General features: G+C 26.6%; 13 protein-coding genes, 1 pseudogene and 2 riboswitches. Of the genes and pseudogenes, 2 read left to right on the top strand and 12 right to left on the bottom strand.

What is annotated here, in order from left to right:
* Window positions 1-673 precede the first annotated feature (673 nt).
* From Q0V09_RS02570 to Q0V09_RS02605, 8 genes and pseudogenes are all read right to left on the bottom strand, one after another.
* Window positions 674-1,807, bottom strand: a complete 1,134-nt coding sequence (locus Q0V09_RS02570) for a betaine/proline/choline family ABC transporter ATP-binding protein (protein ID WP_297404825.1) — start codon at window positions 1,805-1,807, stop codon at window positions 674-676.
* A gap of 81 nt (window positions 1,808-1,888) precedes the next feature.
* Entirely contained in the window at window positions 1,889-3,238 is a 1,350-nt protein-coding gene (locus Q0V09_RS02575) for a sodium:alanine symporter family protein (protein ID WP_297404826.1), read from the bottom strand.
* 128 nt (window positions 3,239-3,366) lie between these two features.
* A riboswitch (glycine riboswitch) is annotated at window positions 3,367-3,470 on the bottom strand.
* Between the two features lie 10 nt (window positions 3,471-3,480).
* A riboswitch (glycine riboswitch) is annotated at window positions 3,481-3,554 on the bottom strand.
* Between the two features lie 82 nt (window positions 3,555-3,636).
* A complete protein-coding gene (locus tag Q0V09_RS02580; protein ID WP_297404827.1) occupies window positions 3,637-4,548 on the bottom strand; it encodes an ROK family protein in 912 nt (303 codons plus the stop codon).
* Between the two features lie 9 nt (window positions 4,549-4,557).
* The gene (locus Q0V09_RS02585) at window positions 4,558-5,427 is read right to left on the bottom strand and encodes an N-acetylneuraminate lyase (RefSeq protein WP_297404828.1); all 870 of its coding nucleotides are present in this window, start codon (window positions 5,425-5,427) and stop codon (window positions 4,558-4,560) included.
* A gap of 26 nt (window positions 5,428-5,453) precedes the next feature.
* Window positions 5,454-6,407, bottom strand: coding sequence for an acetylxylan esterase (locus Q0V09_RS02590; RefSeq protein WP_297404829.1), 954 nt, complete (start codon window positions 6,405-6,407; stop codon window positions 5,454-5,456).
* A pseudogene (locus Q0V09_RS02595) lies at window positions 6,408-8,200 on the bottom strand (TRAP transporter large permease subunit).
* A 24-nt stretch (window positions 8,201-8,224) separates the two neighbouring features.
* The gene (locus tag Q0V09_RS02600; protein WP_297404830.1) at window positions 8,225-9,211 is read right to left on the bottom strand and encodes a sialic acid TRAP transporter substrate-binding protein SiaP; all 987 of its coding nucleotides are present in this window, start codon (window positions 9,209-9,211) and stop codon (window positions 8,225-8,227) included.
* A 20-nt stretch (window positions 9,212-9,231) separates the two neighbouring features.
* Window positions 9,232-10,245, bottom strand: coding sequence for a LacI family DNA-binding transcriptional regulator (locus Q0V09_RS02605; RefSeq protein ID WP_297404832.1), 1,014 nt, complete (start codon window positions 10,243-10,245; stop codon window positions 9,232-9,234).
* A gap of 153 nt (window positions 10,246-10,398) precedes the next feature.
* Here Q0V09_RS02605 and Q0V09_RS02610 point away from each other — a divergent pair, with 153 nt between their 5' ends.
* The gene (locus tag Q0V09_RS02610; RefSeq protein ID WP_297404834.1) at window positions 10,399-10,809 is read left to right on the top strand and encodes a hypothetical protein; all 411 of its coding nucleotides are present in this window, start codon (window positions 10,399-10,401) and stop codon (window positions 10,807-10,809) included.
* A gap of 25 nt (window positions 10,810-10,834) precedes the next feature.
* On the opposite strand, the gene Q0V09_RS02615 is transcribed toward Q0V09_RS02610, so the two are convergent.
* The gene (locus Q0V09_RS02615; protein WP_297404836.1) at window positions 10,835-11,632 is read right to left on the bottom strand and encodes an HAD family hydrolase; all 798 of its coding nucleotides are present in this window, start codon (window positions 11,630-11,632) and stop codon (window positions 10,835-10,837) included.
* A gap of 56 nt (window positions 11,633-11,688) precedes the next feature.
* The gene (locus tag Q0V09_RS02620; RefSeq protein ID WP_297404837.1) at window positions 11,689-13,167 is read right to left on the bottom strand and encodes an ABC transporter substrate-binding protein; all 1,479 of its coding nucleotides are present in this window, start codon (window positions 13,165-13,167) and stop codon (window positions 11,689-11,691) included.
* Window positions 13,168-13,274: 107 nt separating this feature from the next.
* Here Q0V09_RS02620 and Q0V09_RS02625 point away from each other — a divergent pair, with 107 nt between their 5' ends.
* Window positions 13,275-14,681 (top strand): PLP-dependent aminotransferase family protein, encoded by a 1,407-nt coding sequence (locus Q0V09_RS02625; protein WP_297404839.1) that lies wholly within the window; start codon window positions 13,275-13,277, stop codon window positions 14,679-14,681.
* 48 nt (window positions 14,682-14,729) lie between these two features.
* Here the strand turns inward: Q0V09_RS02625 and Q0V09_RS02630 are convergent, their stop codons facing one another.
* Complete coding sequence (locus Q0V09_RS02630; RefSeq protein WP_297404841.1) at window positions 14,730-15,239, bottom strand: NUDIX hydrolase; 510 nt, start codon at window positions 15,237-15,239, stop codon at window positions 14,730-14,732.
* 1 nt (window position 15,240) lies between these two features.
* The gene (locus Q0V09_RS02635; protein WP_297404844.1) at window positions 15,241-16,110 is read right to left on the bottom strand and encodes an RluA family pseudouridine synthase; all 870 of its coding nucleotides are present in this window, start codon (window positions 16,108-16,110) and stop codon (window positions 15,241-15,243) included.
* Between the last annotated feature and the right edge of the window lie 153 nt (window positions 16,111-16,263).

A 16,263-nucleotide genomic window follows, 5' to 3' on the forward strand; every position in this document is an offset into this window, starting at 1 on the left:
GAGATACGAATTCGTGACTGGAGTTCAGACGTGTGCTCTTCCGATCTGTTCCATACTTTATTCCTAAAAATTTACAGATATTAAAATGTTCTATAGTTTGCTGCATTATTCCATCATCACAAGCTATTACCATTAATAGATATTGAATTCCATTTGCTCCTGCAACCATGTTTTTTATAAATTTCTCATGACCTGGAACATCAATAATACCTATCTTCCCACCACGGGGATTATCTATATACGAAAATCCGATATTTATAGTTATACCTTTCCTAATCTCGTCAGGTAAAACATCTGTATCAATTCCTGTTAATTTTTTTACTAAAGATGTCTTTCCATGGTCAATATGACCTGCTGTACCTATAACTATATTCTTCACGCTATCACCTTTTCGATATTTTGTGTTCTATAACGGTTCTTAAAGTTTGTATTTATGTCTTCTTATTCACACCATAATTAATACCTCATTATTTAATTTTTGTCAACTTTTATTTTATTCCAAAAAAAAAAGGAACTCTTTTTTTTCTTTAAGAGTTCCCATTTTTCTAGTATTCAAGCCTGTATACTAGTTCTTTTATTTTTAATTTTTTTTTATTTTTATTTTTAGGTGCTATTCCTTTTTTTTCATCTACTAGTAGTTTTTTTTTTATAAAAATAATTTTATTTTTTTATTTTAATTTGTTGGAGCTATTCCATTTATTGCATCTACTAATCCTAAATTAGTCACAACTCCCACTAATTTATTTTCTTTATTCAATACTGGGATAACACGAGCATTTATACTTGCCATTTTATCTATGGCTTCTAATAAATTATTATCTTTGTTTAACGTTTCAAAATCTGTGTACATTATTTCCCGTACTCTTGTATTTTTATTTTCTATACCAGAAATTAAATTTTTTCTAAATATTAACCCTATTGGCTCACTGTGATATCCATCCTCTTTTTGAGTTACAATTAAGAAATCAGTGTCATGTGTTTGTAGTAAATTAAAGGCTCGAGACAGGTTTCCTCTTCCCTCTATTGTTCTATAATTCTTAGACATGATATCTGAAACAAGTAGCTTTGATGGTGTTTTCCACATTCTGTCATCTCCAACAAATTGCTTTACATAATCAGTTGCTGGATTCTTTAATATTTCATCTGGTGTACCATATTGAATAATTTCACCATCTTTTAAAAAAGCTATTTTTTCTCCTAACTTTATTGCCTCATCCATATCATGAGTCACAAAGATAATAGTTTTTCCAAGTTCCTTTTGTAATTTTAATATTTCATCTTGGATGCTCTCTCTCGTTATAGGATCTAGTGCAGAAAAAGGTTCATCCATTAATATTATATCTGGATTTATAGCAAGAGCTCTAGCTATTCCTATTCTTTGTTTTTGCCCTCCTGAAAGTTCATGAGGATATTTATCATAATAAATATCTGCATTTAAACTTAATAGCTCCAATAGTTCCATAGCTCTTTGTTTTCTTTTTTCCTTACTCCACTTAAGTAACTTTGGAACAAGTTCAATATTTTCTCCTATTGTCATATGTGGCATCAAACCTTCTTTTTGAATCACATACCCTATTCTTCTTCTCAAGATAATTGGATCTACTTCTCTTACATTTTCTCCATCTATTCTTACTTCTCCTTCAGAAGAATCTATTAATCTATTGACTAATTTCATAGTTGTCGTTTTCCCACATCCTGATTCACCAACTAAAACAACAAATTCTCCAGTTTTAACTGTAAAGTCAATATTCTTTAAAACATAATTTATTTTGTCATAGGATTTTGAAACTTTCTTAAACTCTATCATGTATTCCTCCTTATCTAGATCTCACATCATGATGCTATATAAGTATTTACTACATAGATAAAAACAATCCTATTTATTTTATTAATTATCTAATTTTTCATAATCAACCATTGAATCTTTAACTACTTTTCTTAAAGCTAATAATCCAATTAAGTTAGGTAAAACCATCATTCCATTAAACATATCAGCCAGTTGCCAAATAAGATCAACTTTTAATAATGATCCAAATACTATCATAATCATTACTAACGCTCTATATACATTGATCGCTTTTTCACCTTCAAACAAATATCTAATATTAGCTTCACCAAAGAAATACCATCCAATTATTGTTGAAAATGCAAAGAATAATAAACATATAGCTATAAAGGCATATCCCATTCCACCTAAGGTATCTCTGAATGCATTTTGTGTTAATACAATACCTGTTGCTGAATGAAGAGGTATTTTTGATGTTAAAATAACTAATGCTGTACAAGTTAATACAACAAATGTATCAATAAAAACAGTTATAAAAGCTACTATTCCTTGTTCTCCTGGATGAGCAACCTTTGCTATTGCATGAGCATGAGGTGTAGAACCCATACCAGCCTCATTAGAGAATAACCCTCTTGCCACACCATATCTTACAGCTTGTTTAACTGTAACACCCATAGCTCCTCCTAATGCAGCCTGTGGATCAAATGCAGAAACAAATATTGATGTCAATGCAGGCATTATTTCTTTATAATTTATAAATAAAATTATAATACATGCAATAATATAAGCAGCTGCCATAATTGGTACTAATTTCTCTGTTACTGAGGCTATTCTTTTTACTCCTCCAAAGAAAACAAATCCAGCAAGAATAGCTATTCCTATCCCAACTAATGCTGGTGATATTCCAAAGGCAGTATCAAACGCTACTGCAATTGAATTTGCTTGTACTGCATTTCCTATTAATCCTAAAGCCACTATACATGCTACAGAAAAAAAACATGCTAGAATTTTTGCTAATCCTTTATGACTTATACTTTTTTCTATATAATAAGCAGGTCCCCCTGTTATTTGTCCATCTCTTCTTGTTTTAAAAACTTGACCTAATATTGCTTCTGCGTATACTGTTGCCATCCCGAAAAAGGCACTTACCCACATCCAAAATATTGCTCCAGGTCCTCCTGATGCCAATGCTGTTGCTGCTCCAGCTAAATTTCCTGTTCCTACTTGTGCTGCTATAGCTGTTGCCAAAGCCTGAAATGAAGACATTCCATTTTCATCAGCTGCTTTTCCATTTAAATTTAATCCACCTGTTACTTTTCTTACACCTTCACCAAATTTTCTAACTTGAACAAATCTTAACTTCAAACTAAAATATAAACCCGTTCCTAATAATAAAATAATCAAAAAATTTCCCCACAAAAAACTATTAATTTTTACCACAATTTCATACATTTTAAATCCTCCTACTTTTTTATTGTTTGTTCATATTACATACAAATCTAAACCAAATAAAAAAGAAGGTATTAAAAAAAAATACCTTCTGGAATTAAAAAAGAATTATACAAAAAAATAATCTAATGCATAATTGCTCTGTCCTTTTACCTGAGAGTTTAGTCTAAATAATAATTATATTATTTAGGTTTGCTCCTTCGGTGCTCTTTTGAGTCTCTCCAGAGGTTCGTCCAATATAGGTCCTTGTTATGTTAGTCATATTACCTGAAAGATTTACTTCTTCGGTGGCTTATTAGCTCTCTCCCTATATCTTCATCCGATTCATTTATTTTATTTATGTTATTGAACTTTTGTTTTTACATTCTAAATTGAAAAAAAATTTTTGTCAATGTTTTTTTTTAATAATTTTTTTCTATTTTTTTTAAAAGGATATAGGTAGCACCCAATAAACCCGCATCATTTCCTAATTCTGCCATTTTTATTTCTAAAATGTCTAAATAATTTTTCATCAACTTTTTATTTAAATTTTCTATTATTATGTCTTTTAAAAAATCACCTTGTTTAGAAATACCACCACCTAATATTATTTTTTTAGGATTAAATATATAAATTAATGAACTCAATCCATCACATAAATAATCTATCCATTTTATTAAAATTTCATTCTCAATTTTATTGCCATTTTTTACTCTTTGAAAAAATTCTAATCCATTTATTCTGATTCCTAATTCTTCATATACAAAATCTAATAATGCTGTTGTTGAAGCATATGTTTGATAACATCCTTTCTTTCCACAAGCACAATGTTTACCATTTTTTTCTATTTGAATATGACCAAATTCAGCGGCTACACTTCCTTCTCCTAGGAATAATTCTCTATTGAGAATTATTCCTCCTCCAATTCCTGTTCCTATTGTTAAACAAAGGAAATTATTATCATTCTTTCCTGCTCCTAACCACATCTCTCCTATCGCTGCTGAATTTACATCATTTTCAATTATTACAGGAACTAAATATTTTTTTTCTAATATTTTTACAACATCTGTTCCTATCCATCCTGGAATTAAATCAGTTCCTCCTACAACTTTACCTAATTTACCATCCACTTGTCCTGTTGTTGATATTGCAATTCCTGAAATCAAATTTTTCATCTGATAACTTTCAACTATATTGAATATCTTCTTTAAAAGTTCTTCTTTTCCTTTTCTTGCTTCTGTATCTATTTTTGATGAATACAAAATTTTTCCATTTTCATCAATTAATCCATACTTTATATCTGTTCCACCAATATCTATTGCTACTATAAACATAATTTTCTCCTATAAGAAGTTTCTTCCTATTTCTTTTGCTATTTCTATTTTTTCTGCTGATATTTTTTTCATTGGAAGTCTACAATTTCCTGCAGCTTCTACTCCTTTTGATTTTAAAATTTCTTTTATTGTTTGATATAATCCATTTTTTAATACTGCTTCAATAATATCATTTAAATATGTTTGTTTCTCTCTAGCTTCTGCTATTTTACCCTCTTTTGTATAGTTAAAAATTTCCTTTGCTATTTTACCAGTAACGTTGTATGTACTTCCTATTGCTCCATCTACTCCTAAAGAAACAGCTGGCAATAACATTTCATCAAATCCAGCAAATAATAGCTTATCAGGGAATGCCTTTCTAACTCTCTCTAATAAATAGAAATCTCCTGCAGTAAATTTAATTCCAATTATTTTGTCATGACATAATAATTCTCCAAATTGCTCAACATTCATATTTACTCCAGTTAAAAATGGAATTGAATATATTATCATATTGTTATTTGTTTCATTTACTATTGTCATATAATAATTTTTAATCTCTTCAAAATCGAACTTATAATAAAATGGTGTTACTGCAGATAATGAATCATAACCTAATTCTGTTGCATATTTTCCAAGTTCTACTGCTTCATATAAATCAATTGATCCAACTTGTGCTATTAATTTTATACTATCTTTAGCCTCATCTTTTACTATTTCAAAAATTCTTTTCTTAGTTTCTGTAGGTATCATAAAGTTTTCTCCAGTACTTCCTCCTACATATAAACCATCCATTTTCATTACATCTATATTATATCTTACGATATTTCTAGTTCCTTTTTCGTCTAAATTTCCCTTCTCATCAAATGATATTAATAATGCTGAATATAATCCTTTCATTGCTTCCTCCAAATTTTTTTGTTTTTTTATTTATTCAAGGTATTTAATACCCAATTATAAATCTCATCTTCTAGCCCATTTATATTTTCATGACCAAAGTCAGGATATATTAATTGTTGTTTTTTGCTAATAATTCTATTGTATAAAGAAAATTGTGCAGATGGTGGACAGACTTTATCCATCAGTCCAGATACAACTGTTACATCTCCTTTTATCATAGATGCAAAATTTTTAACATCTATATAGTCCAATGTTTTAAAATATTTCTCTTCATTCTTATGCATTGGATCATACCATCGAAAAAAATCTCTTAATTCTTGATATGCAAATTCACCATAATCTAAATCCCAAACTCTTTTAAAATCACAAAGATATGGGTATATTGCAAATGTCGATTTTATTTTTTTACTTAATGCTGCTGAAACTAAGGCTAATGCTCCTCCTTGTGAATATCCTAAAGTAAGTATATGTTCTTCATCAATCTCATTTAAGTTACTCACTATATTTATAAGTCTAAGTGCGTCTAAATATACTTTTTTATAATATAGTTCCTCCGGTCCTTCAAGTAATCCTCTAGTTAAATTTCCTGTTCTAAAATATTCTTTTCCAGATTTACCCATTTGGTCTCTACAATCCATTATAAAATAAGCAACATCTAAACTAGAATAATGAAGTCGTCTACTCCAATCACCATTGCTTCCACCATAACCATGAAATTCAACAATAGCTGGTATTCTTTTTTTTATTATTTTTGGCATTATCATTTTTGCATATACTCTAATACCATCAATTCCTAAAAATGATATATCATAACAATTACAAATTGGACTTTTAAATTGTGAAGAGAGAATTTCTATTCTCTCTTCACTTTCATTTAATTTTTTTATATTTTCTTCCCAAAAAATATTCATGTCTTCTGGTATCTCTCTTGCTCCCTTATATTCCTTTAGTTTTTCTAAAGACAAATCTATATTAGGCATTTATGCTCCAAGTATTAGGTTAGGTATAAATAATACTATCCCTGGGAAAAGAGTTAGTAAAATTAAGGTTATAAAAATTGGAACTAATAATGGTATTACTCCTTTGGTTATGGTACTTACTGGAATATCCCCTACTCGAGATACTACAAATAACGCCATTCCCATTGGTGGAGTTAATATTCCTATCATTAAGTTTAATGTGCTTAAAACCCCAAAGAATACAGGATCTATTCCAAATTGAATTACAACTGGAATTAACATTGGAAGTACTAAAACTTGTAAAGCTAAAGCTTCTATAAATGTACCTAAGAATATTAATAATAAATTTATCATTACTAATACCATTAAAGGTGATTTCGCATAAGTTAAGAAAACTTCGGCTATTTTCATAGAAATCTGTTCTCTTGCAATAACTTGTCCAAAAAAAGTTACACCCATAATCATTAAAACTGTAACTCCACTTATTTTTATTGTTTCAATTACATCTTTTACAAAACTTTTTGGAGTTAACTCTTTATATAAAAATATTCCTAAGATCATAGAATAACAAGTTGCAATTACTGCCGCTTCTGTTGGAGTAAAATATCCTGAGAATATTCCACCTATAATTATAAATGGCGTTAATAGTGCCCAAAAAGATTCTTTAAAAGATATCCATCTCTCTTCCATTGAAGCCTTTGGAGCTCTTTTATATCCTCTTTTTTTACAAATAAAATAATTCATAACCATTAATGCTATTGTTAATATTATTCCTGGGGCAAACCCCCCTAAAAATAATCTTGCAATAGACTGATCGGCTATTACTCCATAAATAATCATAGTTATACTTGGTGGTACAAGAGGTCCTATTATACAAGAAGCTGCTGTTAATCCTCCACATATATCATCATCATAACCTTCATCTCTCATAGCTTTTATTTCAAGTTGTCCTAGCCCTCCAGCATCTGCTAAGGCTGATCCAGACATTCCTGAGAAAATTAAACTTGCAAATATATTTACATGTCCCATTCCACCTGTATAATGTCCTAGTAATGCTTTTGCAAATCTAAAAATTCTTTCTGTTATTCCCGAACTATTCATTAAAACTCCAGTTAGAATAAAAAAAGGAACACTTAACAAACTGAAACTATCTAAACTATCTACAAGTAACGCACCTACAAAATAAACTACATTCCAATCTGTTAATGCAAAGAATAGTAATGTTGCAAATACTAATGAAAACCCTACAGGAACTCCTACAAAAATTAATGCAAACCACGAAAGAAAAGTAAATACTGTTATCATGAATTTTTCACCGCCATTTTTTCTACTTTTTTTGGAGATATTATAAATTTATTATTTTTGTAATCCTCCATTACAACTTTCAAAAATCTAAAAAGCATTAAAGATGAAATTAATGGAAGTGCAATATACATCCATCCTGCTGATATTTGTAGAGCGATTAAAGTAAATATTTTTTTTCTTAAATATAACTTATGTCCAATATGAATCATTGCTATCAACGATATAAATACAATTGATTGGTTAAAAGTATTTGCTATTTTCAATCCTTTTCCTGTAAATTTATTATATAAAAAATCTATAAATACATGTTGTCTATATTTTATTCCTATACTTACTCCAAGCATTCCTATATATACAAACAATAATATTGCTAACTCTTCACTCCATATTAAAGGCGAATTAAAAACCTGTCTAAATAAAATTTGAGCAACAAGTGTTATAAACATTATAATAAATAGAATAGCTCCTACTATTTCTTCTATATTCCCAATAATCTTTTTTATATTCATTTCCAACTCCTATTCATTTTCTTATTATTTTACTGACAATATTTCATCTAATGCTTTTTGTCCAACTTTTCCATTTTTCTTTACATAGACTTTATAAAATGGAGACATTGCTGATCTAAAATCATCTAATTTAGGATTTGTTACTTCTACTCCCTCTTCTTTAAAATAACCTAATAAACTTGCTTCCTCATCTACAAATAATTTCGTATGATATTTTGCTGCTACTTCAGCTTCTTCTCTTAAGATTTCTTGTAAATTTTTTGGTAATTTCTTTAAAGTTGATCCACTTACCATATATAATTGATCGTTTAATATATGATTTGTCATTGCTAAATATTTTTGTACTTCATAGAATTTTTGTGCTTTTATTGCTGATAATGGATTTTCTTGTCCATCAACAGAGTTAGTTTGAAGAGCTAAGTATACTTCTGAGAAAGCCATTGGAGTTGCAGATGCTCCTGTATTTTTAGCATACTCTAAGTTTGCTTCTGCTTTTGGAACTCTTAATTTCATTCCCTTCATATCTTTTAATGTCTTTATAGCTCTATTTGACGTTGTTTGTCTTGTTCCATTATATCCTTGAGATAGTATCTCTATATTTAAATTATCTTTTATTTTCTTTTGAAGATTTTTACCAAATTCAGTATTAAATGTAGCTTTTTGCATATGAGCAAAATCCTCTATTACATATGGTAATGAATAAACTTGAGCTTCTGGAAAAAATATATTAAATCTTCCCATCTCTGCAAATCCCATGTCAATTACTCCCGCTGACATTTGCTCCATTACAGATCTATCATCTCCTAATTGTCCTCCAGGAAATATATTTAATATTATTTGCCCATTTGATTTTTCTTTTAAATTGTTTGCAAATTGTTCTGCTGCTTTATACTCATTTGAACTTGTATTTGCTACCATTCCTAATTTCAATTCATATACTTTTTCATTTGCTCCAAAAGCCACCATTCCAAAAACTAAAGTCAAACCTGCTACTTTTAATACTCTGTTCATTTTTCCTCCCTTTATTCTTTTTATTTTAAATCCCCCAATTTAACTAAACTTTCTTTGAATAATATATTAATTTTTGTTGTATAGTTTTGAGGTTTTTTTAAATTTGGCTTATATAAAATTTCAAATAAATTTTTACCTGCATAATATCCTTGTTCATAAAAATCTTCAGATACTGTTGCTATAATATCTTTATTGTTTAACATCTTTTCTATTTTTTTATTAAATCCATTTGTTACAATTTTTAGATTTATAATATTTTCACTTTTCAAATATTCGATTATTTCTGGGGCATATCTATTTAAATATATTCCATCTATATCCTCATCAATATATTCCTTAAGCTTATTTTTATTTTCTAGCATATTTTCTATAAAAATTGGTTCTTTATATTTTAATAAACTAAATTCTATTTGACTTAAAAATCCTTCTAAATATTTTTTTGAAGAAATTCTGTCATCTCCTCCATCAAAAATTAAAATTTTCTTATTTTTTTTTATAAGTGTACTTAAAATATTTCCTGCAACTCTTCCTGATTTATAATATCCTGATTCAATAAATAAATTTTCATTTTCTATTGTTTCTCCTATAGTAACTATTTTAATTTTATCTAAATAAGGAGTTAAAATTTTTTTTATTTTTTCTTTATCTAAAGGAGCAATTATTAATCCATCTATATTTTTAGTTAAAATATTTTTTAAACTCATTATTTGTTCATCTATATTTTTTATATCTGTTTCTAAAATTTTTATTTTAAATCCAAAGTCTTCCAATTCTTTTTGAATATCTTTTAACCCCTTCTTTATTTGAATTGCATACTCTTCATTTAAAGATTTAACAATTAATGCATAAATATTTTTTTTACCCTTTCCAGCTAAATAACTTCCTAAATAGTTTTTTTGATAACCCTCTTTTTCAGCTAAGTCTAAAATTCTTTTTTTAGTTTCAGCTTTAATATCTTTACTTCCATTTAAGGCTCTAGCTACTGTTGTTCTCGTTAATCCAAGTTTTTTAGCTAAATCTTCTTGTGTTATCATCTTTCACCTTTCTTTTGTTCTCGCGAACATTTTTGTTGGTAATTAATTATTACATTTTTCTTAATTTGTCAAATTTTTTTTTAAATTGTTGTAAAAATTTGAAAAACATCTTATAATATAGAGATAAAATAAATAATTAAAAGGAAGTGAAAAATGAAAATTATTAGTAAAACAAAACCAAAAGGTACAGAATACAGTGAACTTAAAAATATGAAAAAAGCTGCAAGAATTGTAAAAAATAAAGATGATAGAAGAAGAGCTGAAAACAAAAGAGTAAATGCTGAAGCAAGAAAAGAAAGACAAGTTGAAAATGAATTTTATGAAAAAATTAAAGAAGTTCAAATTGTTGGATTTAATAAAGGAATGTTAATTGTATTAATTAACGGTGAACAAGAAAAAAGAAACTTAACTTTTGGAAGAAGAAGTGTTAATCTTACTGAAAATATTGAATCTTTACATAATTTTGAATTGAAATTATTTGGAGAAATGGTAGAATTAAAAAGATTAGGAAACTATAATCAAATGAAAGAAACTATTGCTTGGGCTATATCTGAAAACGTATAAAAAGGGAAATTAAATTTCCCTTTTTTTATTTTTCTAATATTAATTTATTTAAAAATCTCCCTACACCACTTTCTAGATTAGTGTCAGCTATGTCCTTTGCTACTTTTTTCACTTTTTCTGTAGCATTTCCCATTGCTACTCCATAACCTACGCCTTCTATCATTTCTATATCATTTTCTGCATCTCCAAAAGCAATACATTCACTCATTAATATATTTTTACTATTTAAAACCTTTTCTAATGTTTTTGCCTTATTTACATTTTTATTTAAAACCTCTAAATATTTTTCTTGAGAAAAAGCCATATATATATTTTCTCCAAATAGATCATTTAATTTAATTTCTAATGTTTTTAATTTTTCATTTTCATCTATAAACAAAGCTTTTGTCATTTTAAGATTTTTAAAAGTTTTAAAATCTTTCTTTATAGCATCCATCCCTATAGATTTAGAGTAATATTCTGTTTCCCAATTTAAATCATCCTCTACATACCAAGTCTCATTTTGATATAAATTTAAATGAGTTTTAGTTTCATGTGATAAATTTATTAATTTTTTTACTATCTCTTCATCTAAAGGTTCTTCAAAAATCACTTTATCTTCTTCTAAAGATACAATTTTTGCTCCATTATAACAAACAATGTCTAAAGGAATATTTAAATTTTTAACAAGATTTTTTGTTGCTGAATATGCTCTTCCTGTAGCAATAACTATTTCATATCCCAATCTATTTAACTCTTGTAAGACTTTTTGATTTTCCTCTGTTATTTCTTTTTTATCATTTAATAGCGTACCGTCTAAATCTAAAGCTATAGCTTTAATCATCATATCCTCCTAGATTAACTTAATATACATATAATACAAAAAAAAATTAGGTTTCCCTAATTTTTTATTATTATATTTTCTAACTTGTGATTTCCATTTGGATTAAATTCAAATCCTTCTATTTTATTATTTAAACCGACATTATACATTTTATATACTATTGGAATTATTGGATTATCTTCTTCTATTATCTCTTGAACTTTTTTATAATTATCTTTTCTTTTATTTATATCTTTTGTTTTTCTTGCCTCATCCAATAAGTTATCAACCACTTTATTAGAATAGAAACTTCTATTTCCAACTGCTCCTTTTGAAGATGAATGAAGTAATGGGTACATTCCATAATCTGCATCTCCAGTACTTGCATACCATAATCCTATTAACGCATTATGTTGCCCATTCGCTGAAAATTGTAAAAAAGAAGATAATTCTAGAGTTTGAATAGTTACCTCTATTCCTATCTCTTTCAAGTTTGCTTGAATAACCTGAGCCATTTGATATTTTGATGGATCTTCATATATCCATAAATCTATTTTAACTGGTTTTCCATAAGCTTTTACAATTTCTTTTCCCTTTTCTATATTCATATTAACTCTTTTTATATTTTTATTATATCCAAATGTTGACGGAGTTAATATCGAGTTAGCTATTTGAGATGTTCCTTCAAAAACGATTTCATTTATTGCATCTTTATCTATAGCATATTGAATAGCTTTTCTCAATTTTTTGTTATTTAATGGAGCTTTTGATGTATTTATAGATAAGAAGTCTGTTCCATATGATGATTTACTAATTAATTTTAATTTATTTTCTTCGTGAAAATTTTTAACATCAATTGCTGAAATATCATATGCAATATCAATCTCTTCAGTTTCTAAAGCTATATATCTATTAGAAGTTTCTGGGATTGTTACAAATGTTACTTTATCTATTTTAGGCCTTCCTTTATAATAATTATCAAATGCTGATAAAACTACTTTTTCTCCTATTCCCCAACTTTCTAATTTAAATGCTCCTGTTCCTATATACTTTATTTCACTTTCTTTATTATTATTTTCTTTAATAATTGCTAATGATGAATGTGTTAAATTGTGTAAAACTAGCTGTGGATTGAATTTCTGCTTTATTAAAACTGTATAATTATCTATTTTTTCAATATTTTCTATAGGTTCCACTAAAACTTTCGTTACTGGAATAGATAAATTTCTTTTTAAACTTTTTATCACTACATCTGCATTTAATTCACTTCCATCATGAAATAAAACTCCTTTTTTTAATTTTATTACTAAATTATTATTATTATCAATACTATAGCTTTCAGCCAATTCTGGTTGGATTTTTGTATTTTTGTCTAAATAAAACAAGTTGTTATAAATTTGTTTAGTAATTGCAAGTGTTGAGCTATCTGTATGTTTTTGCGGATCAGAGGATCTTCCTTTATATCCTAATGCTACCTTTATTTCTCTCTGTTCAATTCCAAATGCTATGTTGAAAAAAACTAAAAATAAAACTATTAATATCTTTTTTTTATTCAAAACACTTCCCCCTATTTTTTTACATGTTATAATTAGTATGTCATATTTTATTTTTATTTACAAACAAACATTAGAAATTGTATTAATACAATTACGGGGGTGTTATTGTGCTAAATATTTTCAATTCATATATAAAAAAATCTTCTAAAAATATTTATTTAGATCTTTTTATTTTTTTTAAAACACAAATAGAAAATGGAACTATAAAAGAAAAATTACCACCTATTAGACAAACTGCTCAAGCTTTAAATATAAGTACAAATACTGTTGTTAAAGCATATTTAGAACTTGAAAAGTATAAATATGTTGAAAGTAAACCTGGAAGTGGATTTTTTATTTGTTATTCTACTATTTATGAAAACAATGATCATTTATCTTTTGAAAATGAAGATACCTTATATCAATATTTTTCAGAAGATATTAAATTTGATTTTATAAATTCATCACCTAATATCAGTTTTCTACCTGTAAAAGATATTCAAAATTCTATTAACTTTATTTTAAATAGAGATAAAGAAAAAGCACTTATTCATTCAGGACCTTTAGGTTCTTCTAATTTAAGGATTTCTATATTCAATTATTTGAAAAAATATAATATTAAAAGTTCAGTTGATAATATTCACATTCTTTCTGGAGCACAACAAGGAATTGACATTATTAGCAAAGCATTAATTTTTCCAGGAGATATTGTTGTTGTAGAAAAACCAACATATTTAGGTGCTCTTAATACATTTAAAAAACAGGGTGCTAAAATTAAAGAAGTTCCAATTTTAAGTGATGGAATTTGTCTTTCATCTTTAGAATACATTTTAAAAAAAGATAAAATAAAATTTTTATACCTTATGAGTAATTTTCAAACTCCTACTGGAATTTCTATTTCTAATGAGAAAAAAGAAAAATTAATAGAATTATCTAAAAAATATAACTTTTTTATTTTAGAAGATGATTCATCAGCAGATCTTTTTTATACAAATAATTATCCTTATCCCATACGATCGTTGAATGATGAAAATGTTATTTATATTAAAAGTTTTTCCAAAATTTTTATGCCTGGATTTAGATTGGGATTTTGTATCATTCCTAGCTCTATTTTAATAGATTTTTTAAATTTAAAAAAATTAATTAATTTAGATTCTTCTACTCTATATCAAGAGGCATTTGCTCATTTATTAAATGAAAATTTAATTGAAAAACAAATGCTATTATCAAGAAAAAAATATAAAACTATCCAATATCTTATTATTTATGAACTTAAAAAAATATCTGATATATCTTTTTTCACACCTAAAGGTGGTTTAAGTATTTGGATAAAACTTCCTCATAATATTTCTGGAAAAGCTATATATACAAAATTATTAAGAAAAAAAACTCTTATTGTTCCTGGATATATTTATTCTTCTAATTTAGATAATTATATCAAACTAAATTATGCTCAAATTTCTGAAACAAATATAAAAGAAGGAATAAAACTACTAAAAAACACAATTTTAGAATTACAATTTTTTGAACTTTAAAACACCCCATTACACTAACAATTATAGTGTAATGGGGTGTCGCTATTTTTATTTTTTCAAATTAGAATATAATAAATATGAGTAATGAGTTTTAAAATCTAATGTTATAGAAGTTAATTTTTCTAAATTAATCCAAATTGGTTCTAAATCTTCACCTTCATCTAAAAGTAATTCCTTAGGAAGGATATTATTATTCTTTAATTGAACTATATAAATATATAATGATTCTGTTGTATATCCAGGGGATAAAATTAATGGTTCAGTAGAATTATATATTACATTATAATCATCTTGTTCATATCCTGTCTCTTCTCTAATTTCTCTATATAAAGTTTCTATAGGATTTTCACCATTTTCTATTATTCCAGCTGGTATTTCTAAAAGTATTCCCTTTGCTCCAGGTCTATATTGTTTTACTAATAAAGCTTTTGTTAAATCTTTATTTAAAATTAGCGATGCTATTGCGTTGGGTTTTTCTAAATATTCTAACATAGTATTTTTAGTTGGATGTTTTTCTATTTTTACTTTTAAAAATTTTAAATCATCTATATTTTTCATTTTATTCTCCTATTATTCTTTTAAATTCAACAGGTAATTCTGAAATAAATGTTAATTTTTCATTTGTAACTGGATGAACTAATTTTAATGTATAAGCATGAAGTCCTAATCTTTTTAATGGATTTGATTGAGAACCATATTTTTTATCTCCTATTACAGGATGACCTAAATCACTCATATGAACTCTTATTTGATTTTTTCTTCCAGTTTCTAAAGAAGCCTTTAAATATGTATATTTTCCTTTTATTTTTTCAACTTTAAAATTTGTAATAGCTAATTTTCCACCTGTTTTATCATCTTTTACTGAGTATGTTACAAAAGCTTTATTTTCTTTTAAAAATGATTTTATTTGACCAGATTTTTCTTTTATTTTTCCTTCAACAATTACGGCATATTCTCTTTCTTCAACTAAATTTTTCCAATTAGTTTGAAGTTCTTCTTTTATTTTTTCATTTTTAGCAAAAATCATAATTCCAGAAGTGTCTTTATCTAGTCTATGAACAATAAAAACTCTGTCTTTTTGATTTCTTCCTTTAACATAATCCATAAGTAAACTATATACAGTTCTTTCTTTTTTCTTTGAATCAGTAGATATTGATAAAATTCCACTTTCTTTTTCTACAGCGATTATATCATTATCTTCAAATACTATTCTAATCCCTTTTGGTGTTTTATCATTTCTATTTTTTTTCCAATCAATTACAACAATATCATTTTCATTTAGTAAATAATTATATTTTGTTTGAACTTGTCCATTTACTAAAACTTGCTCTTTTGTTAATAATGTTTTTATATTTGTTCTGCTCTGTTTTTTTAAATTTTCAATTAAATATTTCATTAATTCTTCTTGTTTTTCAACTTTAAATTCCATAATTACCTCTTTTATATTTTATTTTATCATTATACCATATTTCCCTTTTTATTTCATTTTTCTTTTAATAATTTTATTGCGACAATTTTGTCGTCTTTTAATTTTATTGCGACAATTTTGTCGTCTTTTAATTTTATTGCGACAATTTTGTCG

This window comes from uncultured Cetobacterium sp. (assembly GCF_947039425.1).
GTDB lineage: Bacteria > Fusobacteriota > Fusobacteriia > Fusobacteriales > Fusobacteriaceae > Cetobacterium_A.

Bases quoted from the DNA above. Each gene is read 5' to 3' on its own strand.
- Q0V09_RS02570 (WP_297404825.1), bottom strand. From the start codon at position 1,807: ATGATAGAGTTTAAGAAAGTTTCAAAATCCTATGACAAAATAAATTAT.
- Q0V09_RS02575 (WP_297404826.1), bottom strand. From the start codon at position 3,238: ATGTATGAAATTGTGGTAAAAATTAATAGTTTTTTGTGGGGAAATTTT.
- Q0V09_RS02580 (WP_297404827.1), bottom strand. From the start codon at position 4,548: ATGTTTATAGTAGCAATAGATATTGGTGGAACAGATATAAAGTATGGA.
- Q0V09_RS02585 (WP_297404828.1), bottom strand. From the start codon at position 5,427: ATGAAAGGATTATATTCAGCATTATTAATATCATTTGATGAGAAGGGA.
- Q0V09_RS02590 (WP_297404829.1), bottom strand. From the start codon at position 6,407: ATGCCTAATATAGATTTGTCTTTAGAAAAACTAAAGGAATATAAGGGA.
- Q0V09_RS02600 (WP_297404830.1), bottom strand. From the start codon at position 9,211: ATGAACAGAGTATTAAAAGTAGCAGGTTTGACTTTAGTTTTTGGAATG.
- Q0V09_RS02605 (WP_297404832.1), bottom strand. From the start codon at position 10,245: ATGATAACACAAGAAGATTTAGCTAAAAAACTTGGATTAACGAGAACA.
- Q0V09_RS02610 (WP_297404834.1), top strand. From the start codon at position 10,399: ATGAAAATTATTAGTAAAACAAAACCAAAAGGTACAGAATACAGTGAA.
- Q0V09_RS02615 (WP_297404836.1), bottom strand. From the start codon at position 11,632: ATGATTAAAGCTATAGCTTTAGATTTAGACGGTACGCTATTAAATGAT.
- Q0V09_RS02630 (WP_297404841.1), bottom strand. From the start codon at position 15,239: ATGAAAAATATAGATGATTTAAAATTTTTAAAAGTAAAAATAGAAAAA.
- Q0V09_RS02635 (WP_297404844.1), bottom strand. From the start codon at position 16,110: ATGGAATTTAAAGTTGAAAAACAAGAAGAATTAATGAAATATTTAATT.